Source organism: Mesorhizobium sp. M0195, from assembly GCF_040322115.1.
GTDB lineage: Bacteria > Pseudomonadota > Alphaproteobacteria > Rhizobiales > Rhizobiaceae > Mesorhizobium.
The window spans coordinates 186,408-209,571 of the sequence record NZ_JAMYSV010000006.1; the positions used below are offsets into that span (position 1 = coordinate 186,408).

Here is a 23,164-nt window from a genome sequence, read left to right on the forward strand (position 1 = left end):
GCTTGCGGCCGGGGGTCCGCGATCGTAATTTGACGCATGCCGCATAATCACCACCATGACAACGAGCTTGATCCTTTTGCGGTTCGCGTGCGCGCACTGGAAACGATTCTCACCCGCAAAGGCCTGATCGATCCGGCGGCGATCGATGTCATTGTCGACACCTACGAGACCAAGATCGGGCCGCGCAACGGCGCAAAGGTGGTGGCGAAAGCCTGGGTTGATCCCGCGTTTGCCGCATGGCTGAAGCGTGATGCGACGGCGGCAATCGAATCGCTAGGCTACACCGGCCGGCAAGGCGAGCACATGCAGGCGGTCTTCAACACGGCCGACACACACAACCTCGTCGTCTGCACGCTATGTTCCTGCTATCCGTGGTCGGTGCTCGGCCTGCCGCCGGTCTGGTACAAGGCGCCGCCCTACCGTTCGCGCGCAGTGATCGATCCGCGCGGCGTGCTCGAGGAATTCGGGCTGATCTTGCCGGCGACGACAACAATCCGGGTGTGGGATTCGACCGCCGAGCTTCGCTATCTGGTGGTGCCTATGCAGCCAAGGGGCACTGAGGGCTGGGATGAGGCACGGCTCGCCGATCTTGTGACGCGCGATGCCATGATCGGCACCGCGTTGGCGCGGGAGTCGGCATGAACGGGCCGCAGGATCTCGGCGGCCAGATGGGTTTCGGGCCGGTCGCGCCCGAACCGGACGAACCCTATTTCCATGCCGATTGGGAAAGGCGGGCGCTGGGTGTGACGTTGTGCGCCGGCGCCATGGGCGCTTGGAACATCGACGAGAGCCGGCACGCGCGGGAATCGCTGCATCCAGCGGATTATTATGCCTCCAGCTACTACCAGATATGGATCAAGGCGCTGGAGGTGCTGCTCAAACGCCATGGTTTCGTCAGCGACCGCGACCTGACCACGGGCGACGCAGTCGACCCGGCAGCGACACCCAAACGGGTGCTGAAGGCTAAAGATGTTCCGGCGGTGCTGGCCAAGGGCGGGCCTTGCGACCGGCCGGTCGCTACGCCGGCGCGGTTCAAGGCGGGCGACACTGTGCGTACGAAGAATTTCCATCCGACGGGCCACACCAGGCTCCCGCGCTATGCACGCGGCAAGCAAGGTGTCGTCGAGGCTGTGCGCGGCGGCTTTGTTTTTCCCGACACAAACGCGCACGGCCAGGGTGAAAACCCGCAATGGGTCTATACGGTGGCCTTCACCGGCAGCGAAATCTGGGGCGAGGGCGCCGACCCGACACTTGTCGTTTCGATCGATGCCTGGGAGGACTACCTTGAGCCGGCGTGAGACGAGCTCAATCGCCGCTATGCCGCCAGCCGGTGTCGAGGCGCCTGTGTTTGCCGAGCCGTGGCAAGCAGAGGCCTTTGCCATGACGGTAGCACTGCACGATAACGGGTTGTTTTCGTGGAGCGAATGGGCGGATGCTTTGTCGGCAGAGGTGAAGCGGCCGGGCGCCGCGCGCGACGGTCGCGATTACTACGAGCACTGGCTGGCGGCGCTGGAAAAGCTGCTGTCGGCCAAAGGCATTGCCGGCAAGAAAGACGTCGACACCATTGCCGCTGCTTGGGAACGCGCCGCGCACGCAACGCCGCATGGCAAGCCGATCCTGCTGGAGAACGATCCACAGCGGGTTCGGTAAGCTGCGGTCGCCTGGTTTGTTCTCTTTACGTTCCTGTTCGTCACTGATAATCCTGTCGCAGCGGCGCAGTTGCCGGCGATGAAATTGATGGTGATGGCGCTCACCTTGTCTTTCCCTCGCGAATCCGGTCTGTCGCGCTGATGGAATTCTCACCTCAACAGGACGAGGCGCTGAAGGCGGTGGCCGGCTGGCTGAAAGCCGGCAAGCCGCAGTTGTTCCGGCTGTTCGGCTATGCCGGCACCGGCAAGACGACGCTGGCGCGCTATTTCGCCGAGCATGTCGACGGCCAGGTGCAGTTCGCCGCGTTTACCGGCAAGGCGGCGCAGGTGCTGCGTTCCAAGGGCGCGGTCAATGCCCGTACCATCCATTCGCTGATCTACCGGCCGAAAGGCGAGGAATCGGTAGCTGACGAGGTGACCGGCAAAACCTCGATGTCGCCGACCTTTTCGCTTAACCGGCAAAGCCCGATCTCGCGAGCCAAGCTCGTCGTCATCGACGAATGCTCGATGGTCGACGAGCAGCTTGGCCGTGACCTGATGAGCTTCGGCACGCCGATCCTGGTGCTTGGCGATCCCGGCCAGTTGCCGCCGATCTCCGGCGGCGGCTTCTTCACCGACCACGAGCCGGACATTCTGCTCACCGAAATCCACCGCCAGGCGCGCGACAACCCGATCATCAGGCTGGCGCTCGACGTGCGCGAGGGCCGCGAGTTCATGCGCGGCGACTATGGCGCGGCGCAAGTGATCGGCAAGGAAGACGTCACCCAGGAACTGGTGCTGAAGTCGGACCAGGTGCTGGTCGGTACCAACCGCACGCGCCGCCGCTATAACCAGCGGCTGCGCGAGCTGAAGGGGTTCAACGCCGATTATCCGCAAGCCGGCGACAAGCTGGTCTGCCTGCGCAACGATCCGGCCAAGGGACTGCTCAACGGCTCGCTGTGGAAGGTGATGACCTCGTCGCGCGAGACGGTCAAGCCCGGCATCAATCTGCTGGTTTCGCCGGAGGAAGACGACCCGGATCGCGGCGTCGCCAAGATCAAGCTGCTCAAGGCGGCGTTCGAAGATCCGGACGCCGACATTCCCTGGCAGCAGAAGAAGCGTTTCGACGATTTCGACTATGGCTACGCGCTGACCGTGCACAAGGCGCAAGGGTCGCAGTGGAACGAGATCGTGCTTTTCGACGAAAGCTGGGCGTTCAAGGAAACCCGGCAGCGTTGGCTCTACACTGCTATCACGCGCGCGGCCGAACGGCTGACGATCGTCCGATAGGCCGCATCAGCGCTGGGTGATCGGGTTGGCGCCAAGCCATTCCCAAGCGGCGGCCTCGTCCTTGGCCTCGAAATGCCGGAGTTCGATAGGCACAGAGGCAGGCAGAAAGGCTCTTGCCTCGGCTATCCAGTTCGGCTCACCGACCGCGGCGCAGCGGCCGATATGCTCCACTGCATGAGCTATGCCCTGTTCGATCGTCTCGTCCGATACGTCGGTCCAGTCGACACCCTCATGATCGATCAGGTGCACCAGCACGTCGATTTTCGAGTGCAGCGCGTAGGCCGCTTCCAGCAATCCGAACAGGTTTTCGGCGTCGGCCGCTGCGACATGGCCGACGACATCGATGGCGAGGAGGTCTTCGCGATCGGTATCGATGCGGCGGATCGCCGGCACGGCATCGAGAAAATTCAACAGGGAACTCCTTGCGCTCGATTTTCTTCGTTCACCTTGGAACACCTGAAACCCTCTGTCTGTTCCGCTTAAAGGCGGTATAGATGCGCGCCGAGATCAGCCTGGAACCGTGCAAATGCCTGCAAAGCTTTCCGTCAACCTCAACGCCATCGCCATGCTGCGCAACCGGCGGGACCTGCCGTGGCCAAGCGTGACCGGGCTTGGACGCATTGCCCTTGCCGCCGGCGCGCACGGGCTGACGGTGCACCCGCGACCCGACGAGCGGCACACCAGGCATTCCGACCTGCCTGAGATCAGGGCGCTGATCGACGACGAGTTCCCGAATGCGGAATTCAACATCGAGGGCTATCCGACCGCGGAGTTCCTGGCGCTTGTGGAAAAGCATCAGCCCGAGCAGGTGACGCTGGTGCCCGACGACCCGGCGCAAGCGACTTCCGATCATGGCTGGAACTTCGCCGCCGAGGCTGCGTTCCTGACACCGGTTGTCAAGCGCCTGAAGAAGGGAGGCTTTCGCGTGTCGCTGTTTTCCGATCCTGACCCCGATGGCGTGAAAGCCGCTCGCGACACCGGCGCCGACCGGATCGAACTCTATACGGGTCCGTACGGCAGCTATCATTCCGATTCGGCAAAAGCGGCGAAGGAATTGGAGAAATTGGGAAAGACGGCGGATGCCGCACTGGCCGCAGGGCTCCAGGTCAATGCCGGGCACGACCTTGTGGTGAGCAATTTGCCGGCACTGGCCAGGCGCATCCCGGCATTGGCCGAAGTGTCGATCGGGCATGGGTTGACAGCCGATGCGTTGGAGTATGGCATGGCTGGAACGGTCAGGCGGTTTCTGAAGGCTTGTGGCTGGTAGAGAGAGGCGAGCCGATAGCCCTGCGTCCCCGGCATGGCAGCGCGCCCTTTCCATCCCCGCGGCATAGAGCACCGAACGTCTATGGGAGTGTCGTCCATGGCCCTTGCCAACGCTGGTAGCGAGGCAGAACCCATCGAGCAATCCAGCCACTCCACCGTCGAGCAGCACAGCACCAAGGTGCTGATGCTGGGCGCGTTGGGCGTGGTTTACGGCGATATCGGCACCAGCCCAATTTACGCATTTCGGGAAGCACTGCACGCGTCGTCGGGACCGGTCGCGCGCAACGACGTCCTCGGCGTACTGTCGCTTATCGTCTGGGCGCTGACGATCATCGTCACGATAAAGTACGTCGCTTTCGTCCTCAGAGCCGACAACAAGGGCGAGGGCGGCACGCTGTCGCTGATGTCGCTTGCGCGTAGTGCTTATCCAAAGGGAGCCCCGTTCATTCTGGGGATCGGACTCTGCGGCGCGGCGCTTTTTTTCGGCGACGCGATAATAACGCCCGCCATCTCCGTGCTTTCGGCTGTCGAGGGCCTGGAAGTGATGGCTCCGACGCTCGAAACCTTTGTCGTTCCGATCACTCTTGTCATCCTGGCAATGCTCTTTGCCGTGCAACGGTTCGGCACCGGCAGGGTGGCGGCCGTGTTCGGGCCGGTGACGGCAGCGTGGTTCCTGGCCATCGGCGCCGCCGGGGTCTACCATCTGCTTGACGATCCGTCGGTCCTGCTGGCGGTCAATCCCTATTACGCAGTCGCTTATCTGGCCAATACGCCCACCGGCGCTTTCGTCACGGTCGGGGCGGTGTTCCTGGCGGTCACCGGGGCCGAAGCCCTCTATGTCGATCTCGGCCATTTCGGGCGCAGGCCGATCGTGTTGGCATGGTTTGCTGTCGTGTTTCCTTGTTTGCTCCTCAACTATTTCGGACAAGGCGCGTTCGTTCTTGCCAACGGCGGCAAACCCACCAATCCATTCTTCCAGATGCTGCCGGATTGGGCGCTAATGCCCATGGTTGGGCTGGCCACGGCAGCGACGGTGATCGCCAGTCAGGCGGTGATCTCCGGCGCTTTCTCACTGACCCGTCAGGCGGTGCAGCTCAATCTGCTGCCACGTATCGAGGTGCAGCACACTTCCGAGATGCAGTCCGGCCAGATCTACATGCCGCGGGTCAATCTCGTGGTCGCGCTGGGCGTGATGTTGCTGGTGGTCGGCTTTGGCAGTTCGAGTTCGCTAGCTTCCGCCTATGGCATTTCGGTGACTGGCGAAATGCTGATGACAACCATCCTGCTGTTCGTGGTGATGCGGTTCCGGTGGAAATGGCAGCTTGCACTGGCAGCCGCGCTCACACTGCTGTTCGGCACGATCGATACCGGATTTTTCCTCGCAAACGTCGTCAAGATCCTCGAAGGCGGGTGGGTGTCGATCACGGTCGCCTGCGGCATGGGGCTGATCATGTCCACATGGATCCGCGGCACCCGCTATTTGTTCGACAAGACCCGCCGGAACGAGATCCCGCTGGATTTCCTCGCCGGCAATCTGCTGAAGAAGAAGCCGCATCTGGTGTCGGGCACCGCGGTGTTCCTGACCAGCGATCCGCTGAGCGCGCCGACGGCACTGATGCACAGCCTCAAGCACTACAAGGTGCTGCACGAGCAGAACGTCATCCTTTCGGTGGTGACGGCGCCGCAGCCGGTCGTGCCCGACAGCGAGCGGGTGAAGATGGAGACCGTCAACGAGCTGTTCATGCGGGTGACGCTGACCTTCGGCTACATGGAGCAGCCCAACATCCCGCGTGCGCTGGCGATCTGCCGCAAGCAGGGCTGGAAGTTCGACATCATGACGACATCCTTCTTCCTGTCGCGGCGCTCGCTCAAGGCATCGCCCAATTCCGGCATGCCGGTCTGGCAGGACAAGCTGTTCATCGGGCTGGCGCGCTCGGCGGCCGATGCAACGGAATATTTCCAGATCCCGACCGGACGCGTCGTCGAGATCGGGACGCAGGTGGCTATTTAAAACGTGTCCGTTGCGACATTCCAGGTAGTCTGCCGATGGGACTGGGTCTGCCAAGTCGTGGAGGACTCGCAATATCGGGACGGAGCCATTACGTGACGGCACTTGATATTGCAGCGCAGCAAGCGTAGAGCACCGCGCGCTTATCGGAGTGTCGTCCATGGCCCTTACCAATGCTGGTAACGAGGCAGAACCTGTCGAACAATCCAGCCATTCTGCGGTCGAGCAGCACAGCACCAAGGTGCTGATGCTGGGCGCGCTCGGCGTGGTTTACGGCGACATCGGGACCAGCCCGATCTATGCATTCCGAGAGGCGTTGCATGCATCAGCCGGTGGCAATGTCGCCAACCGTGGCGACATCCTGGGCGTACTCTCGCTGATCATCTGGTCGCTGACGATCACCGTCACCATCAAATACATCATGTTCGTGCTCCGTGCCGACAATCGAGGCGAAGGCGGGGTGCTGTCGCTGATGGCGCTGGCGCGCAACAGTTTTCCGACGCGCTCGGCGGTGATCCTCGGCATCGGCATCGTCGGCGCGGCGCTTTTTTTCGGCGACGCGGTCATTACGCCGGCGATCTCGGTCCTATCAGCGGTCGAAGGCATGAATGTCGTCACGCCGACATTTCAGCCCTATGTGGTGCCGCTGACACTGGCCATCCTGGCGATCCTGTTTGCGGTACAGCGGTTCGGCACCGGCGGCGTAGGATTGGTGTTCGGGCCAGTCACGGCGCTATGGTTCCTGGCCATCGGCCTTTCCGGCATTAACCACATCATCGCCGATCCGGAAATCCTGCTGGCGATCAGCCCGCATTACATCGTGTCGTTCCTGGTCAACTCGCCCGACGTCGCCTTCGTCACGGTTGGTGCGGTCTTCCTCGCCGTCACCGGCGCCGAGGCGCTCTATGCCGATCTCGGCCATTTCGGCCGCAAGCCGATCGTCCTCGCCTGGCTGGCAATCGTGTTCCCTTGTCTATTGCTCAACTATGTCGGGCAAGGCGCCTTCGTGCTGGCAAATGGCGGCGTTGTCGGCCATCCCTTCTTTGAGATGAACCAGGGCTGGACGCTTATTCCGATGGTCGTGCTGGCGACGGCGGCGACCGTCATCGCCAGCCAGGCGGTGATCTCCGGCGCTTTCTCGCTGACCAGGCAGGCGGTGCAGCTCAACATGCTGCCGCGTTTCGTCATCCAGCACACGTCGGAAAAACAGTCGGGCCAGATCTATCTGCCGCGCATCAACCTGATGCTGGCGCTGGTCGTGATGTTGCTGGTGGTCGGCTTCGGCGAATCCAGCCGCCTGGCCTCGGCCTACGGTATTTCGGTGACCGGCAACATGCTGGTGACGAATGTGCTGCTTTTTGTTGTGATGACGCGCATCTGGAAATGGCCGCTTGGCGTCGCGATCGCCTTGATGGCCGTGTTCGCCTTCGTCGATACCGGCTTCTTTGCTGCCAACATAGTCAAGGTGTTTGAAGGTGGCTGGGCATCGCTTGCCATCGCCGCAGTTATCGTGATGACTATGTGGACATGGATCCGCGGCAGCCGCTATTTGTTCGACAAGACGCGGCGAAACGAGATCCCGCTGGATTTCCTTGCCGGCAATCTGCTGAAGAAGAAGCCGCATCTGGTGTCGGGGACCGCGGTGTTCCTGACCAGCGATCCGCTGAGCGCGCCGACGGCACTGATGCACAGCCTGAAGCACTACAAGGTGCTGCACGAGCAGAACGTCATCCTTTCGGTGGTGACGGCGCCGCAGCCGGTCGTGCCCGACAGCGAGCGGGTGAAGATGGAAACGGTCAACGAGCTGTTCATGCGGGTGACGCTGACCTTCGGCTACATGGAGCAGCCCAACATCCCGCGTGCGCTGGCGATCTGCCGCAAGCAGGGCTGGAAGTTCGACATCATGACGACATCCTTCTTCCTGTCGCGGCGCTCGCTCAAGGCATCGCCCAATTCCGGCATGCCGGTCTGGCAGGACAAGCTGTTCATCGGGCTGGCGCGCTCGGCGGCCGATGCAACGGAATATTTCCAGATACCGACCGGACGCGTCGTCGAGATCGGGACGCAGGTGGCTATTTGAACAAATGGTCGTGCCCTTCGAAGGGCACGACCATTTGTCAGGCTCAGCTCACCAGAGCCGCCTTGTTTGCCTCAAGAAATTGCTTCAGCGGCCGCGGCTTCCTGCCGGACAGCGTCTCGACCGCGTCGGTCACCATGCTGATGCGGCCGGAGCGGGTGTTGGTGTCGAAGGAAACGATGACCGGGGCGAAACCTTCGGGAACGCCGGCTGCCTTCAATCCCCCGGTGAGCGCTTCGTCCGAAAGCTGGACGACCTCGATCGGCTTGCCGGTAACTTCGGTGACGAGGGCCGCGATTTCAGCGACCGTATAGGCCTGCGGACCCGTCAGCGTGTATGTCGTGCTTTCGGTTGCCCCCGATGCGAGACCGGCGGCGATTGCCGCGGCCATATCGTCGCGCGCGCCATGGGCAATACGGCCGTCTCCGGCGGATGTGTACCACTGCCCCGAGGCGATGGCGTGCGGCAGCGCCATGAACAGGTTCTCCTGGTACCAGCCGTTGCGGAAGATGGTGTAGGGAATGCCGCTCGCCTTGATCGCCTGCTCGGTGCCGTGGTGATCGGGCGCAAACAGCACCGGCGATCCTGGCTCCGGATTGGGCATCGATGTGTAGAGCAGATGCGAAACGCCGGCGCTTTTTGCGGCCACGACCGCGGTCTCATGTTGCTTCAGGCGCTTGCCCGGAAGGGCAAGCTCGTTTGTCGAAATGATCAGAACTCTGTCGGCGCCGGTAAATGCACTGGCCAACGATGCGGTGTCGTCGAAGTCGGCCGCCCTGAGAGTGACGCCGCGCGCTGCCAGATCGGCCAGATTTTCCGGATTGCGGGTGGCGGCGATGATGCGCTGAGGGGAGATCTTGAGCGTGTCAAGCAGATGATTGATGACGCCGCGGCCAAGCTGGCCGGAGGCGCCGGTGACAAGAAGGGTGTCGGTCATGAAGGGTCCTGACGTTGCGCCGGAGCGGCGGGTGCATATGTTAGTCTCAAAAAGAGACCAGCACTAAAATAGGAATTGACCCATCCTCGTAAAGAAGGCAGTTTTGCGGGAGGTAGGCACACCCAGGGAACCAGCCATGGACGGCAAGATCGTCAATCTGAGATCGAAGCTCGAGATCTACAAAGCAGGCAGCGGTGGCGGAAACCTTGCGGATTGTCCGGTTCGCGACGTGATCCAGGGGATCAGCAACAAATGGAGTTCGCTGCTGATGGAAGCCTTGGCCGAGAAGCCGTACCGCTTCGGCGAGTTGCGGCGCCTCGTGCCCGATATTTCGCAGCGCATGCTCACCCAGACGTTGCACGATCTTCAGCGCGACGGCTATGTCCATCGCCAAGTGTTTCCGACCAAACCGCCGAGCGTCGAATACAGCCTCACCGATCTCGGGCGCTCGATGTTTGGACCCTTGCATCAGCTGATCCAATGGGCCGAGCTCAATCACAGCGCTGTACGCGAGGCGCGGAAGGTTTTCGATGCTGCCGAAGGCTGAGCCTCCAGGCCGAGACGGCGGCTTGATTTAGCGACAGCGCTGAAGGATTGTCCGGCCTGGGTTGGGCGGGCAGATGGGCAATTCTCTGGACATCGCGATTGCCGGCGCCGGGCCGGCTGGACTTGCCGCCGCGCTCTATCTCAAGCGCGCCGGACATAGGGTCACGATCTTCGAGCGCTTCGACCAGCCAAAACCGGTCGGGTCCGGGCTGATCCTGCAGCCGACCGGGCTGACGGTGCTTGCCGATCTCGGCCTGCTCGAAGACATTCTGGCGCTGGGCTGCCGCATAGACCGCCTGCATGGTGCAGATGCCAAGACCGGCCGCACAGTGCTCGACGTCCGCTACGATGCCTGGCGTGGCGGCCGTTTCGGGCTGGCGGTACATCGCGCGGCTCTGTTCGGCGTGCTTTTCCGCGCCGCCCGGCGCCAAGCGATCCACATCGAGACAGGTATCGAGCTTGAGACGCTGGAAACCGGCGAACGGGCAACATTGATCTGCGGCAACGGACGACGGATGGGGTCGTTCGACCTGGTAGTGGATGCCAGCGGTTCACGCTCCAAACTGCGGCGGTGCGTGAACAATCCGGGCGAACCGCGATCGCTCGCCTATGGCGCTTTCTGGGCATCGCTTGGCTGGCGCGGCGAGGGTTTCGACGAGCACGCGCTGCTGCAGCGCTACGACAGGGCAAGCGTGATGATCGGCGTGCTGCCAATCGGCCGGCCCGAGCCGGATGCCCAGAAGATGGCGGCATTCTTCTGGAGCCTCAAGCCGGCGGATGCCGAGTACGTCTGGGCGGCAGGTCTCGAGGCATGGAAGGCGAGATTGGTCGGGCTGTGGCCTGAATGCGCGGCCTTCATCGACCAGATCGACAGTTTCGAGCAGCTTTCGCTGGCGCGCTATGGCCATCACACGATGAAGACGCCAGCCGGACGGCGATTGGCTGTTATCGGCGATGCGGCCCATTCAACGAGCCCGCAGCTCGGCCAGGGCGCGAACATGGCGCTGCTCGATGCAGCCGCGCTCAACTACGCACTCATAGGAACGGACCGTGTCGATACTGCACTGGAGGCCTATGTCCGGACGCGGTGATGGCATGTGCGGGTCTTCCAGGCGCTGTCGCTGGTGCTGACGCCGTTTTATCAGTCGGATTCGATTGTGATGCCGTTCGTCCGCGACAGGCTGGTGGCGACGCTGGCAAAAGTCCCGCCGGCGCCGCAGTTTCTTGCTTCCATGGTTACAGGAACGGTGATCAATCCATTCAAGCCGATAGGGCTTGCGGAAGCGCTATGGCCGGATCGCCTTGGCGGGTGATTTCGGAAAGGTGCGAACCCTTAGCCTGCAAGAATGCATGGAGGCGTTGCGGATAGTCGGGAGCGACCGCGCCCTTCACGGATGGGCGTATGCGCAACGCCTCGCGCCATACCTGGACATGCGGCTTTCCGTCCAGGATGCCGAAATCGCCGATCCGGTCGAAGACGTCGAAATAGCGGAAAATCGGGCCGTAGACCGCGTCGACCAGTGAAAAGCGCTCGCCGTCGAAGCATGGCCCAGCCGCGCCATTGGCCCGTTCCACTTCCAGGCGATCGAACATTGCCGATAGCGTCTCGCTTTCAGCGAGCAGCGCGGCTTCCGTAGGCGCTGAATAGAAGCGGCCGATGGCATTGAGGATTGCCGAGCCGAACTCGATCCAGGCGCGATGCCGGGCACGGGCATAGGGGTCGGTGGGATGCAGTGGATTGGGCTGGGTTTCCTCGAGGAATTCGAGGATGACCGCCGATTCGAAGATCACCGTTTCCTGGCCGTCATGCTCAACGCGAAGCAGCGGCACCTTGCCGAGCGGTGATATCGCCTTGAACCAGGCAGGCTTGTTGGCGAGATCGACCGTGATGCGTTCGAACGGCACGCCCTTTTCGCGAAGTGAAATCGCCGCGCGCTGCACATAGGGACAAAGATGGTGGCTGACGAGGATGAGCTTACCGGTCATCTCACTCTCCCCAGACATAGTTCAAGGCGCCGTCCTGGACGCGGGTGGAGAGGAACATCAGGCGGGAGCCCTTCGGCGCCGGGCCTTCGAGGCGATCACCGTTCGCCATGTCGAACGAGGCGCCGTGCCACTGGCAGATGAGCTTGCCGTCCTTGCAGTCGAGCGGGCCACCGAAATGCAGGCAGACGTTGGCGGCAGCGCGGATACGCTCGCCGCTGCGGTAGACATGGACCTCGCGGCCGAAGAACGGAGCGATCAGGCTGCCTGTTTCCGGAACGTCGGCGATCCTGCAGATTTCATACTTCATCGGAATTTGCCTCTCACGATTGATGCGACTGCATCTATATAGATGCATTTGCATCGATCGTCAAGCTTGATGCAATTGCATCTATCCCCTATGATGCAATCATGACCGGGATTCCTACACCTCCAGCAATCAAAGCCTGGGCCCGCCTGATGCGGGTTTCGCGCCAGTTGTTGGAACGAGCCGAGGACGCGCTGAAGGACAGTGGCCTGCCGCCGCTTGCGTGGTACGACGTCCTGCATGAGCTTGCCGAGGCGGGCGAGGGCGGATTGCGGCCGTTCCAACTCACCGAGCGCACCCTGTTTGCGCAGTATAACATCTCCCGGCTGCTGGCGCGGCTGGAAGCCGACGGGCTGGTCGAGAAGCTTCCCGTTGCCGATGACGGCCGCGGGCAAACCGTCCGTGTCACCGACAAGGGGCGCGAGACGCGTCGCCGCATGTGGGCTGTCTACGGCCGCTCGATCGCGGAGTTGGTCGGCTCCCGGCTTTCCAATGATGAGCTCGATGCGCTGTCAGCTCTGCTTGGGCGCCTGCGAGTTCCGCCCGCCCTGGAGTGACACGCCTTCATGGCGAAGATGCGCCGATTTGCGAGGTCAGGCACTGCCCCAGAGGAATGCCAATGTCGCCAGAACGCCAAGCCCGACGCGGACCATATGCAGATTGCCCCATTTGACGATCAATGTCCGAGCTTCAGGATTGATGGTGTTCGCGTCCATCGCCTCCAGCAACCTATTTGCCGGCATCATCACCAGCAGCGTCCATGGCCAAGGCAGGATGATCAGCACGGCGCCGGCCAGATAAGCGAAATTGTCTGTCAGCCACCACGCGACGAGGCCTAGAATACAGGCGATGACGGCGATCGAGGCCTGCATGGCGGCGCCGCGCTTGTAGGAAGGCTGCCATTCCTGCAGCAATGCTTTGTCCTCGAGGCGAAGCCGCGCCGGCTGTTCGGCGACGCTGACGTAGATAGCCGCGCCTGCGAACACTGCGGTAACGGTCAAGGCAAGCAATCCGGCGAGCATGATCCGCGTCTCCCGTGATGCCCAGCATGGAGCAAGCTACAGAAATAAAGACTTGCGCCGGGTCGGGCAATACGCCATAAAGCCGAACCGTAACGTACGGTACGCTATCGAGCTCCTATGTGAACTGCGGGCGAGTTCGCCTCCTGAGAGAAAGACCGTGTTGCACGCTGTGACCGACATCGACGCCAGCGAGACGCTGACGGAGCGGCAGAAAGCCGTGCTCGACGCTGCCCTTCGCCTGCTGGTCGAAGAGGGCGATCAGTTGACCATGACCGCCGTGGCGCGGCGGGCGAGCTGCTCTAAGGAGACGCTCTACAAATGGTTCGGCGATCGCGACGGGCTGTTGACGGCAACGGTGCAATGGCAGGCGTCCAAGGTGCGGGTAGTGCCGGTTGATCGCAAGGGGCTCGACCTTGCTTCGCTGACGGCGAGCCTCGAACGCTTCGCTTCGGACTGGCTCAAGGTAATTTCGAGCGACACCTCGATCGCGCTGAACCGGGTGGCGGTCGGCCAGGCTAGTTCGGGGAAAGACGATCTCGGCGCCATCGTGCTGGAGAACGGCCGCTTCGCACTGGCCAGGCGCCTTAAGCCGGTGCTCGAGGCAGGCAAGGAAGCTGGTTTCCTCGAGTTTTCCGATGCTGAGACGGCGTTCCGCACCTTTTTCGGGCTGGTCGCCCGTGACGTGCAGATCCGCCTGCTGCTTGGCGACCGGCTGGAATTGACTGATGCGGCGATCGGCGGCGATGCCGTCCGAGCGACGCAGCAGTTTCTCGCTCTTTACAGGGCAAAAACCGGGCCGCGAGGCCTCTGAATTCAAAACGGGAAGGAAGAAAAATGCGTGTCTATTACGATCGCGATGCCGATCTCAACCTGATCAAGGGCAAGAAGGTCGCCATCATCGGCTATGGCAGCCAGGGCAGGGCGCATGCGCTCAACCTCAAGGATTCCGGCGTCAAGGACATCGCCATCGGCCTCAAGGCCGGCTCGGCGACCGCCAAGAAGGTCGAGGCCGACGGGCTCAAGGTGATGAGCGTGGCCGATGCCGCCAAGTGGGCCGACCTGATGATGATGGCCACGCCCGACGAGCTGCAGGCCGACATCTACAAATCCGAGATCGCGCCGAACATCCGCGATGGCGCAGCGATCGCCTTTGCCCACGGCCTCAACGTTCATTTTGGCCTGATCGAGCCTAAAGCCTCGGTCGACGTCGTGATGATCGCGCCGAAGGGGCCCGGCCATACGGTGCGCGGCGAATACCAGAAGGGCGGCGGCGTGCCGTGCCTGGTCGCGGTCAACCAGGATGCTTCGGGCAATGCGCTCGACCTGGCGCTCTCCTACGCCTGCGGCGTTGGCGGCGGCCGTTCGGGCATTATCGAGACCAATTTCCGCGAGGAGTGCGAGACCGACCTGTTCGGCGAGCAGGTTGTGCTGTGCGGCGGTCTGGTCGAATTGATCCGCGCCGGCTTCGAGACACTGGTGGAAGCCGGCTACGCGCCGGAAATGGCCTATTTCGAGTGCCTGCACGAGGTCAAATTGATCGTCGACCTGATCTACGAAGGCGGCATCGCCAACATGAACTACTCGATCTCGAACACCGCCGAATGGGGCGAATACGTCTCGGGCCCGCGCATCATCACCGCCGAGACCAAGGCCGAGATGAAGCGCGTTCTGAAGGATATCCAGACCGGCAAGTTCACCTCGGAATGGATGCAGGAATACCGCGCCGGCATGTCGCGCTTCAAGGGCATCCGCCGCAACAATGACAGCCACCAGATCGAGGAAGTCGGCGCCAAGCTGCGCGCGATGATGCCGTGGATTTCCAAGAACAAGCTGGTCGACAAGGCCAAGAACTGAAGGAAATCCACATTCGTTTCGTTGCGCGTCCTCAGGCTTCGCCCTGCGGGCGCGCGGGGGATTTCCAAGAACGAGCTGGTCGACAAGGCCAAGAACTATCGCAATTTCATTGCCGATCAAGAAAGGCCGGCGGAGCGATCCGCCGGCCTTTTTCGCATAAAGATTGTGTGGTTCCCACGCTTGTGGACAGGCGCATTATCCTCATCACCGTGGTATGCCTGTGCGGGGCATGGCACAGAAGTGCCAAAGGGGGCTGAGACTTGGAACTCAAATTTCTGTTGGTCGGGTTTGCCTGCGCGGTTGCCGGCATGCTCTCCCTCGTCACGTTCCTGAAGTGGTGGGAGGTGAGGGCGGTCAGCCGCTGGTCTCCGACGCCGGGAAAGATCGTCTCGTCGCGTGTCGAGGCTCGCGAGGTGACCAGTTCGGGATCCGGTTCGGACAGCAGAGGGTCGACCGAGATGCGCAACTTCCCGGCGATCACCTTCGAATACAAGGTGAACGGCAAGAAGTTTCGCAGTTCGCACTACAGCGTGCAGGAGAACCTTGGAAACTTTGCCGTGACGGAAACCCTTGCGAAATTTCCAAACGGGGCTGGCGTAACCGTCTTCTACAACCCGGCCGATCCAGCCAAGGCCGTGATCGAACGCACCATGCCCGAAGGTTCCTTCAAATTCATGGTCCAGCTTTCGGCTGGGCTGGTGGTTGGCGCGCTGGTATTGGTCTTCTCCGTCGGCGGCGCCCTGGAAGCGATCCGGCCGTTTTTGCCCAAGCCGCAGAACCTCGGCGCCGCGGCCCTGCTGCTGTTCATGGGATTGTTTGTCCTGCGCATGGGCTTCGCCCAGAAGTCACTAGCGGAACAGGCGGCGAAATGGCCCATCACGGCAGGACGCATCGACGCCTCGGGCCTGCAGAAATTTGAGACCCGCGACAGGTCCGGAGGCGGCTATCGGCCCTGGCGAACAGTCTTCAAATCCCGCATCGTCTACAGCTATAGCGTCGCCGGCCAGCGCTACGCCGCCGATCGCATCGCTTTCGGCGCAAACGTGACGGCTTCGCTGCCGAGCCTCGTCAGCGGTCAATCACGGCGCTACCTCGAGGGCGACAAGGTCAAGGTCCACTACGATCCCGCCAATCCGGCTGCCGCGGTTCTCGAATGCAGGGTGAGTGGGCTTTGGCTTCTGTGGGTCTGCGCAGTTGGCTTCATAGGTGGAGCCGCGCTGCTTGTGGGGGTGATCTAAGGCTGAAGCTGCCGTCCTCGACGCTGTAGATCCAGAGGAAGGGCACTTGCCTTCAGCACCTGACAAGAACTCCGCTGTCGAAGCCAGGCCATGTCAATCTCACCGTCGCCCCGTCGACCACAATATGGATGACACGGGAGAACGGCTCTTCCGCCGACGGGTCGGATCCGTAGCATTGGCTGGCCCGCGCCACCCAACCCGTGGGTGTCTTGAGAAACATTGCGTGTTCACAGCCGAGAGCAGGGACCGACAGCGCGTCGCGGTACAATGTGTAGACAGTCTGGCGTTGAACATCCGCAACGGCGGTGCAGTTCGATCTGTCCCGGGACCATGTGCCGACATAGGGTTCCGTGGCAAAGGCGCTGCCGCACGAAAATGTTGAGATCGAAATGAGCATCAAGAGATTTCGGATCATCGATTCTTTCTTTCGACCATGACATCGGGCCATGCTAAAGCATTGATGCTTAGACTTCACAATGATGCTGCTCCAGGGACTTAAATGATCATCCGCAAGGCAGCAGCTGTTTTTCTGAGCATGCTGAGCCTGTCGCAAACAGCGAACGCAACAGAATGTTCGCTCAGCCATGCGACCTATCGCGAGCCGCGTTCGGGAGCGACGATACAGTTCCGGCCCACAGACAACGAGCCGGCTGCGCTGACGACCGAGGTCTTTTCGCTGATCGTGCCCAACACCGACCTTCGTCTGCCGTCGGACATCACCTGGACCAATGGCAAGTACTCGTTTCCTGTGGGTACGATCCGGCACACCTGCACCGACAACGATCGCGAGGCGGGTCTTGAGGACGGCACCGGACTGTGCAGAGTGTGGGACGGGCAGGTCTATGCGTTCAGTGCAGGCGGTGCCGAGCAGCTGAGTTCCCGCGAAACTTCGCCGGCACCGGCAGGGTTGCTGTTGCCTGACTTCGGCGCGATTTTTACCGAATGGTCCGATTTCGCCAAAGCCAATCCCGACGGTTCGGCCTGGGACGCCTTTAGCTTGACGGGTTGCAGCGATGAATAACAAGAGACTGCCGGCCTGCATCTGCACCCTGTCGGTCCTTGTGGCCATGGCCCCGGGGGCTCGTGCCGACCAAAGCACGCCGTCGCGTCCGCCCGTCGACAAATGCAGTTGGGAACGGTTGGCGGACAGGGATGTCGGGCTGGCTGCCTGGGTACAGCGCTGCGATTTCGGTTTTCGCCGGATTCATTTCGAGCTTGGCGGCAATGCTCTTGCCATCAAATACAGCGATGGCGGTTCGGCCGATCCCGTCGTCGAAGTCTTCGATATGCTGCCTGGCGAGGCCGCCGATGCTGCGTTGCGGCGCATTTTTACGCAGAAGACCGAGAAAGCCATCAGCACACGTTGCGTGCTCATGCCTTACACCGAAGGGGCGACGCCCGCGCGCATCCTCCGGTATGTTTTCAGTCCCGATGCCGCCTATCGTGAGGAATTGAAGACCGTCGCCAACCCTGACGAGGTCGGCGAACCGCCTTGCGGCGAATGGGGCGAAGCCCCGGACGGCATTCAGTATTTCGAGGTGCAATCACCCGAACTGCGAAAGCTGCTATTCGTTCGCGTCGGCCAGGATGAGCCGCTGTTTGACGAGCAGACACTGCAAGTCCTGCCACCCGGATAGCGCCGGTAGATATCAGCCGTAATGCCAACTGGGCTTTGGCTGGGTGCCGGTGAACATCACGCCGATGCGGTCCTCGCGGCGCCAGCGGACCACGGCCTTGTAGGCGATGCCGTCGGTCGGAACATAGAGCAGGAACTCATCGGGCACGCGCGCGTCGATCGAGACCTTCAATTCGGCGCCGCCGGCATGCATGTTGCGCAGCGTGCATGTGACCTCGGAATTGGTCATGCCGGTCAGGATCGTTGCGCCCTTCAAGACGCGCTGCCGGCGTTTGTCCCTCTGTTCGTCCTCGGCCATCGCACGCAATCCAGCCATTTTTCGCGTCTCGGGCGTTCTGATCGGGAGGATTATTAGACCTGCCTGATAAAAATAGCGTTATCAGCAGTCGGGACTGGGAGATGTTCGCGGTTCCTGGCTGGAAGAAAAAGGCGCCGCGAAGCACGGCGCCGAACGATGCTTGTTGTCGGCCTGCTTACCTATAGGGCGAGTAGCATTGCTGGCGCGGCCCGTAATAGGGCTGGAAGGTATTGTCCCAGGCGCGGTACGACCGGTAGCGATTGTAACACCATTGGACATGTGCACTGGAAAGCCGCCCTGCGCGATAATAGCGGCGCGGTGGCGGCGCGTCGTAGTAGTTGTAGCTGTTGTACAGGCTGCCAAGGCCGAGCCCCAGGCCCAAGCCAAGAATCGCGGCACCCGCACCATCATCATAGTAGCCGCCGCGGTAATGGCGGCGATGGTGGCGCCAGCGCCAGCTGTCGTCCCAGCCGCCATTATCCCAGTGTCTCGAAAAATGACGGCCGCGGAAATTGTGGGACCGCCATCTCCAATCGTCGCCGCCGTGCCATTGCCGAAAGCCGCGATTGCGCCAACGCCAGATCTGCCTGTCATTGCCGCCTGCCCAATCTTCACGAATTTGCACGATGTCGGCAGCATTGCCCGCCACCGGCAGCAGAGGTTTGGGTATTGGCCCGGCAAGCGAGGGGGACGAGAGGCCGGTGATCAGACCGAGGGCCATCAGCCCGGATCTGACAGAAGATAAAAAGAGCGGTTTCATCGCACTCTCCGAAGATTCAGGCCCCACGCCCAGAATACCCCGGGGAAGGGCCTATTGATGGAACTTTCCATCTGAACGGAAGATGAACAAAAAGGTTCCGTCAGCCATAGCGAGCGCGCGATCAAGCAGAGCCGCCTGATTTCTGCGCCCTTGTTTTCGGGCGCGCTTGCGGGCAAAGGTCAAAGCCATGTCGCTGCGCCTTGCCACTTTCAACGTCGAAAACCTGATGAACAGGTTTGATTATTCCGGATACCGCAATCAGCTCAACGAAGATCGCACGCTGGCGCTTTTCGACATTCAGAGCGAGGCCGAATACAAGATGCTCGAGCAGGCGCGGGCCATCGCGCAGTCCGACGACACGCGGCAGTTGACGGCGCTGGCGATCGCGGCCACCCGCGCCGACATCATCTGCATGCAGGAGGTCGACAATATCGAGGCGCTGAGGGCATTCGAATATGGCTATCTGTTCAAGATGGTGGGGCAAGGCTACCGGCAGAAATACACCACCGCCGGCAATGATTCGCGCGGCATCGACGTCGCCGTGATGATGCGCAACGAGACCGCGCAGGGCCAGCCGATCGAATTCGTGCGCATGACCAGCTACGCCTATGTCACGTTCGAGCAATTCGGGCTGCACACGGCGGAATTGGCAGCACTTGGACATCAGGCCAATGAGCGCATCTTCCGGCGCGACTGCCTGGAAATCGATCTGACCGTGGCTGGCGCGCCGTTGACGCTCTATCTCGTGCATTTCAAGTCGATGGGCTCGCCCCGTAACGGCCTCGACGGCCGCGAGGCGACAATGCCGCTGCGCATCGCCGAGGCGCAGGCGGTGCGCCGGATCATCGAGGAGCGCTTCGGCAAGGACCATGCCGCCGACAAGCGCTGGGCAATCTGCGGCGACATGAACGACTACCGGCAGCGCGTGAAGATCACTGGCGATGTTTTCGACGGCTATCGCTTCGAGGTGATCGACGAGACCCGGTCCTGCATCGACGTGCTCACTGCCGGCGGTTTTTGCGAAAACGCGGTCGAGCGGCGGCCGGAAATGGACCGCTGGACTTTCTATCACACGCGCGGACCGGAAGAGCGGCATCTCTGCCAACTCGACTACATCCTTTTGTCGAGGGCGCTAGCCAGGCAGAACGCCACCGCCGTTCCCGATATCATCCGTAACGGGCAGCCTTGGCGCACCATATTTCCGGCAGGCCAGGAGGTCGAGCGCTTCCCACGCGCCGGGTGGGACCGGCCGAAGGCATCCGACCATTGCCCGGTAGCAATTGCCCTCGACATGGCGTGAGACAGGCGTGAGTTTCGACCTGCCGCGCAATATCATCCTGCCGGTCGATGCCATCGACGTCAGGCTCGATCCTGGCCTGCATCCGTTCGAGCGCGATAATGCCGAGGCGATCGCGGCGAACTGGCGGCGTGAGACCGCATCCAAGCCGGCGCTTTTCGACGGCACTGTTGTGCTGCTTTCCGCACTCAGCTACCGCGACAATCGCCTCGTCGGCCGCTGCCATGCGGTGCGGTATTCGACCTTCATGCTTTGGCGCAGCAATAGACAGGTGCCTGGCGCTGAACATGCCTACGCGCACGCCTTGCTGGTCGCTGGCGACAATGCGCTGGTGGCGATCCGCATGGCGCCGCATACGGTCAATGCCGGGCGCATCTACTTCGCCGCCGGCTCGTTCGAGCCAACCGATTTCCGCGACGGCCTTGTCGACGTCGAATTCAACATGATCCGCGAGGTACGGGAGGAAACCGGCCTCGACCTATCAGGCGCGACACGCGGCAGGCGCCACTACGCCCTGTCGACGGCAAGCGGCACGGTGATCTTTCGCCGCTACCGCGAGACGGCCTCCGCCGACGACCTGGCACAGCGGATCCGCGCTTTCGTCGCGGCCGAGTCAGAGCCTGAAATCGAAGGTCCTGTGATCATCCGCAATGCAGCCGACCTGCCGGACGGATTGATGCCGCATATGAGACCGCTGATCGAATGGCACTTCGCGCAAGGATTCCGACTCTAACGTCGCGACCTGCCTTCAATAGCCTTGCGGTCGCTGCGGGCAGCGACAAAATACAGCAGCACGCCGAGACCCAGGAGTGCCCCCATGGCCGTTCCCATCGTCTGCCCAATTACCTGCTGGAAGTCAGCTGTGACGCGATCGGGATTATCCATTCCATAACGGATCAAATTCCACCAAAGCCCTGCCAATGCGGCTTCGACGATCACCATCGCCAGAGCCAGTCGCCCTCTCTTGCTCATCCATTGTTCCCCCTTAGTCCCCAACAGCATTGTTATCATTGCAGATTGTGCTGCGACAAGGGCAGGTTGCTTATAAAATTGGCAGCGTCGCGAGGCGACATTTGCTGCAACGCTCTATTCATGCCTCAGCGCGTCGATGGGGTTGAGCCGTGCGCCGCGCAGCGCCGGGAAGAAGCCGAACACCATGCCGATCAGCGCGGAAAAGCCGACCGCAAGCAGGATGACCGCCGGGCTTGGCGCAAACGGGATCGTCAGCGTCAGCGAGGCGAGGCCGGCCAATGCCAGGCCGATCAGGATGCCGATGATGCCGCCAAGCAGCGACAGCACCGTCGCCTCGACCAGGAACTGGATGAGGATGTGCTTTTCGTGGGCGCCGATGGCGAGCCTGATGCCGATCTCGCGCGTGCGCTCGGTTACCGACACCAGCATGATATTCATAATGCCGATGCCGCCGACGAGCAGGCTGACGCCGGCGACGGCGCCGAGCATGCCAGTCATGGTGGTGGTGGCGCTGGCCATGGCATCGGCGATCTGGGTCATGTCGCGGATCGAGAAATCATCGTCTCGGTCGGGCGTGATGCGGCGTGTGTCGCGCAAGATGTCCTCGACCTCTGCTGCAGCACCGTGGTTGGCGTACGGTCGTCGGCGGCGACATAGACCGATTCGATGTCGCGATTGCCGGCAATGCGACGCTGATAGGCGGCGAGCGGCATCAGCACGACATTGTCCTGGTCCTGGCCGAAGCCGGTATAGCCCTTCGGTTCGAGCAAGCCGATGATCTTGCAGGAGGTGCGGTTGACGCGGATGATCTCGCCTTCGGGGTCACCGGCGCCGAAGAACTGCTGGCGCACCGTCTCGCCGATGAGGCAGACGCCGGTCCCCGAGCGGGTTTCCGAATCGCTGAACGGGCGGCCCGAAACCAGCTTCCAGTCGCGAGCCTCGAGATAGGCGCTGTCGGTGCCGGTAACGCCCGAGGTCAGGCTTTCGGTGCCGAAAATGACGCGCACCTGCTTTTGCGACGCCGGTGAGATGGCGCGCGCGCCGTCCAGGTGCGCGACAAGCGCTGCAAGATCTCTGTCGCTCAGCGGTCGGACGACCTGATCGAGCCCTCCAGGTCCGCCAGGCCCCGCCGGACGGCCGGAACGAATGACGAGCAGGTTGCTACCAAGCTTGGAAATATCGGACTTGACCTTCTCGGTGGTGCCCGAGCCGATGGTCAGCATGGCGATGACGGCGGCAACGCCGATGACGATGCCGAGCAGCGTCAAGAACGAGCGCAGCACGTTGCGGCGGATGGAGCGGAGCGAGAGGCGGACGGTTTCCCAGATCATGGCTAGGCCATCTCGAGATTGGCGGTATCCGAGGCGACATGGCCATCGAGGAAACGGATCGTGCGCTGGGCATAGCCGGCAACATCGGCTTCGTGCGTGACCATGGCGATGGTCAGGCCGAGCTCGCTGTTCAGCTGCGTCAGGAGCTCCATGATCTCGTGCGTGCGGGCGGTGTCGAGATTGCCGGTCGGCTCGTCGGCAACGAGCAGCGTCGGCCTGGTGACGATGGCGCGGGCGATCGCCACGCGCTGCTGCTGGCCGCCGGACAGCTCGGCTGGCGTATGATGCTCGCGGCCGACAAGGCCGACCTCGGCAAGTGCCTGCATGGCAAGGCCGCGGCGCTCGCGGGCACCTACGCCGCGGTAGATCAGCGGCAGTTCGACATTCTCCGCCGCCGTAGTGCGCGGCAAGAGATTATAGCCCTGGAAGACGAAGCCCACATAGAGATTGCGCAGCTGAGCACGGCGGTTGCGGTCGAGACGGCCGGCGTCGATGCCTTCGAAGCTGTAAGTCCCAGCGGTCGGCGTGTCGAGGCAGCCAATGATGTTCATGGCCGTCGATTTGCCGGAACCGGATGGGCCCATGATGGCGACGAATTCGCCGCGTCTGATTGCGAGGTCGACGCCGGCCAGCGCATGCACCCGGGCTTCGCCCTGGCCATAGCTTTTCCAGACCTTGTCGAAGCCTATGAGCGTGGTCGCGACCGATGCCACG

Annotated in this window: 26 protein-coding genes and 2 pseudogenes; 17 read left to right on the forward strand and 11 right to left on the reverse strand. The window is 62.0% G+C overall.

Going from position 1 to position 23,164, the window contains the following annotated elements:
• Positions 1–36 precede the first annotated feature (36 nt).
• From nthA to NKJ12_RS15320, 4 genes are all read left to right on the forward strand, one after another.
• The gene (gene nthA / locus NKJ12_RS15305; protein ID WP_352703587.1) at positions 37–642 is read left to right on the forward strand and encodes a nitrile hydratase subunit alpha; all 606 of its coding nucleotides are present in this window, start codon (positions 37–39) and stop codon (positions 640–642) included.
• Complete coding sequence (gene nthB, locus NKJ12_RS15310) at positions 639–1,298, forward strand: nitrile hydratase subunit beta (RefSeq protein ID WP_352703589.1); 660 nt, start codon at positions 639–641, stop codon at positions 1,296–1,298. The genes nthA and nthB overlap by 4 nt, the downstream gene beginning before the upstream one ends.
• A 19-nt stretch (positions 1,299–1,317) precedes the next feature.
• Complete coding sequence (locus NKJ12_RS15315) at positions 1,318–1,650, forward strand: nitrile hydratase accessory protein (RefSeq protein WP_352645027.1); 333 nt, start codon at positions 1,318–1,320, stop codon at positions 1,648–1,650.
• 140 nt (positions 1,651–1,790) lie between these two features.
• Positions 1,791–2,918 carry an ATP-dependent DNA helicase gene (locus tag NKJ12_RS15320; RefSeq protein WP_352703591.1) on the forward strand — a complete coding sequence of 376 codons (1,128 nt, stop codon included), beginning with the start codon at positions 1,791–1,793 and terminating at the stop codon, positions 2,916–2,918.
• Positions 2,919–2,924: 6 nt separating this feature from the next.
• Here NKJ12_RS15320 and NKJ12_RS15325 read toward each other — a convergent pair whose 3' ends face one another.
• A complete protein-coding gene (locus NKJ12_RS15325; protein ID WP_352703593.1) occupies positions 2,925–3,329 on the reverse strand; it encodes a SpoIIAA family protein in 405 nt (134 codons plus the stop codon).
• Between the two features lie 115 nt (positions 3,330–3,444).
• On the opposite strand from NKJ12_RS15325, the gene NKJ12_RS15330 reads away from it, so the two are divergent.
• The 3 genes from NKJ12_RS15330 to NKJ12_RS15340 all read left to right on the forward strand — a co-directional run bounded on the left by NKJ12_RS15330 (position 3,445) and on the right by NKJ12_RS15340 (position 8,272).
• The gene (locus NKJ12_RS15330) at positions 3,445–4,185 is read left to right on the forward strand and encodes a pyridoxine 5'-phosphate synthase (protein ID WP_254818915.1); all 741 of its coding nucleotides are present in this window, start codon (positions 3,445–3,447) and stop codon (positions 4,183–4,185) included.
• A gap of 96 nt (positions 4,186–4,281) precedes the next feature.
• On the forward strand, positions 4,282–6,195 hold the full coding sequence (locus tag NKJ12_RS15335; RefSeq protein ID WP_352505658.1) for a potassium transporter Kup: 1,914 nt from the start codon (positions 4,282–4,284) through the stop codon (positions 6,193–6,195).
• Positions 6,196–6,352: 157 nt separating this feature from the next.
• On the forward strand, positions 6,353–8,272 hold the full coding sequence (locus tag NKJ12_RS15340; protein WP_352703595.1) for a potassium transporter Kup: 1,920 nt from the start codon (positions 6,353–6,355) through the stop codon (positions 8,270–8,272).
• Between the two features lie 43 nt (positions 8,273–8,315).
• Here NKJ12_RS15340 and NKJ12_RS15345 read toward each other — a convergent pair whose 3' ends face one another.
• Positions 8,316–9,206 (reverse strand): SDR family oxidoreductase, encoded by an 891-nt coding sequence (locus NKJ12_RS15345; protein ID WP_352644603.1) that lies wholly within the window; start codon positions 9,204–9,206, stop codon positions 8,316–8,318.
• Between the two features lie 136 nt (positions 9,207–9,342).
• On the opposite strand from NKJ12_RS15345, the gene NKJ12_RS15350 reads away from it, so the two are divergent.
• Together NKJ12_RS15350 and NKJ12_RS15355 are read left to right on the forward strand one after the other, a co-directional pair.
• The gene (locus NKJ12_RS15350; protein ID WP_254820710.1) at positions 9,343–9,753 is read left to right on the forward strand and encodes a winged helix-turn-helix transcriptional regulator; all 411 of its coding nucleotides are present in this window, start codon (positions 9,343–9,345) and stop codon (positions 9,751–9,753) included.
• Positions 9,754–9,826: 73 nt separating this feature from the next.
• Positions 9,827–11,065 (forward strand): annotated as a pseudogene (locus NKJ12_RS15355) (FAD-dependent oxidoreductase).
• Here NKJ12_RS15355 and NKJ12_RS15360 read toward each other — a convergent pair.
• Positions 11,013–11,738 (reverse strand): glutathione S-transferase family protein, encoded by a 726-nt coding sequence (locus NKJ12_RS15360; RefSeq protein ID WP_352703597.1) that lies wholly within the window; start codon positions 11,736–11,738, stop codon positions 11,013–11,015. The pseudogene NKJ12_RS15355 and the gene NKJ12_RS15360 overlap by 53 nt on opposite strands.
• 1 nt (position 11,739) lies before the next feature.
• Positions 11,740–12,045: a Rieske (2Fe-2S) protein gene (locus tag NKJ12_RS15365; protein ID WP_352703599.1), complete on the reverse strand. Its 306-nt coding sequence runs from the start codon at positions 12,043–12,045 to the stop codon at positions 11,740–11,742.
• Between the two features lie 101 nt (positions 12,046–12,146).
• Here NKJ12_RS15365 and NKJ12_RS15370 point away from each other — a divergent pair, with 101 nt between their 5' ends.
• Positions 12,147–12,599: a MarR family winged helix-turn-helix transcriptional regulator gene (locus NKJ12_RS15370; protein WP_352509627.1), complete on the forward strand. Its 453-nt coding sequence runs from the start codon at positions 12,147–12,149 to the stop codon at positions 12,597–12,599.
• 36 nt (positions 12,600–12,635) lie between these two features.
• Here the strand turns inward: NKJ12_RS15370 and NKJ12_RS15375 are convergent, their stop codons facing one another.
• A complete protein-coding gene (locus NKJ12_RS15375) occupies positions 12,636–13,064 on the reverse strand; it encodes an anthrone oxygenase family protein (RefSeq protein ID WP_352703601.1) in 429 nt (142 codons plus the stop codon).
• A gap of 157 nt (positions 13,065–13,221) precedes the next feature.
• Here NKJ12_RS15375 and NKJ12_RS15380 point away from each other — a divergent pair, with 157 nt between their 5' ends.
• The 5 genes from NKJ12_RS15380 (at position 13,222) to NKJ12_RS15400 (ending at position 17,793) form a co-directional block, all read left to right on the forward strand.
• Positions 13,222–13,875: a TetR/AcrR family transcriptional regulator gene (locus NKJ12_RS15380; protein ID WP_352509631.1), complete on the forward strand. Its 654-nt coding sequence runs from the start codon at positions 13,222–13,224 to the stop codon at positions 13,873–13,875.
• Between the two features lie 23 nt (positions 13,876–13,898).
• Positions 13,899–14,918: a ketol-acid reductoisomerase gene (gene ilvC, locus NKJ12_RS15385; protein ID WP_023676662.1), complete on the forward strand. Its 1,020-nt coding sequence runs from the start codon at positions 13,899–13,901 to the stop codon at positions 14,916–14,918.
• A 260-nt stretch (positions 14,919–15,178) separates the two neighbouring features.
• The gene (locus NKJ12_RS15390; RefSeq protein ID WP_352703603.1) at positions 15,179–16,156 is read left to right on the forward strand and encodes a DUF3592 domain-containing protein; all 978 of its coding nucleotides are present in this window, start codon (positions 15,179–15,181) and stop codon (positions 16,154–16,156) included.
• A gap of 499 nt (positions 16,157–16,655) precedes the next feature.
• Entirely contained in the window at positions 16,656–17,177 is a 522-nt protein-coding gene (locus NKJ12_RS15395) for a hypothetical protein (protein WP_352691643.1), read from the forward strand.
• Positions 17,170–17,793: a hypothetical protein gene (locus NKJ12_RS15400; protein ID WP_352703605.1), complete on the forward strand. Its 624-nt coding sequence runs from the start codon at positions 17,170–17,172 to the stop codon at positions 17,791–17,793. Before NKJ12_RS15395 ends, NKJ12_RS15400 begins: the two co-directional genes overlap by 8 nt.
• Before the next feature lie 12 nt (positions 17,794–17,805).
• On the opposite strand, the gene NKJ12_RS15405 is transcribed toward NKJ12_RS15400, so the two are convergent.
• From NKJ12_RS15405 to NKJ12_RS15415, 3 genes are all read right to left on the reverse strand, one after another.
• Positions 17,806–18,090, reverse strand: coding sequence for a PilZ domain-containing protein (locus tag NKJ12_RS15405; protein ID WP_352691662.1), 285 nt, complete (start codon positions 18,088–18,090; stop codon positions 17,806–17,808).
• A 175-nt stretch (positions 18,091–18,265) separates the two neighbouring features.
• Positions 18,266–18,850, reverse strand: a complete 585-nt coding sequence (locus NKJ12_RS15410) for a BA14K family protein (protein WP_352509639.1) — start codon at positions 18,848–18,850, stop codon at positions 18,266–18,268.
• 51 nt (positions 18,851–18,901) lie between these two features.
• Positions 18,902–19,039 (reverse strand): hypothetical protein, encoded by a 138-nt coding sequence (locus NKJ12_RS15415; RefSeq protein WP_254820699.1) that lies wholly within the window; start codon positions 19,037–19,039, stop codon positions 18,902–18,904.
• Between NKJ12_RS15415 and NKJ12_RS15420 the strand changes: the two genes are divergently transcribed.
• Entirely contained in the window at positions 19,038–20,150 is a 1,113-nt protein-coding gene (locus NKJ12_RS15420; RefSeq protein WP_352509641.1) for an endonuclease/exonuclease/phosphatase family protein, read from the forward strand. The genes NKJ12_RS15415 and NKJ12_RS15420 overlap by 2 nt on opposite strands.
• Before the next feature lie 7 nt (positions 20,151–20,157).
• On the forward strand, positions 20,158–20,880 hold the full coding sequence (locus tag NKJ12_RS15425; protein WP_352703606.1) for a hypothetical protein: 723 nt from the start codon (positions 20,158–20,160) through the stop codon (positions 20,878–20,880).
• Here NKJ12_RS15425 and NKJ12_RS15430 read toward each other — a convergent pair.
• From NKJ12_RS15430 to NKJ12_RS15440, 3 genes and pseudogenes are all read right to left on the reverse strand, one after another.
• A complete protein-coding gene (locus NKJ12_RS15430; protein ID WP_352477528.1) occupies positions 20,877–21,119 on the reverse strand; it encodes a hypothetical protein in 243 nt (80 codons plus the stop codon). The two genes, NKJ12_RS15425 and NKJ12_RS15430, sit on opposite strands and share 4 nt — an antisense overlap.
• Before the next feature lie 114 nt (positions 21,120–21,233).
• Positions 21,234–22,450, reverse strand: a pseudogene (locus NKJ12_RS15435) (ABC transporter permease).
• Between the two features lie 2 nt (positions 22,451–22,452).
• The gene (locus NKJ12_RS15440) at positions 22,453–23,163 is read right to left on the reverse strand and encodes an ABC transporter ATP-binding protein (RefSeq protein ID WP_352509647.1); all 711 of its coding nucleotides are present in this window, start codon (positions 23,161–23,163) and stop codon (positions 22,453–22,455) included.
• Position 23,164 lies beyond the last annotated feature (1 nt).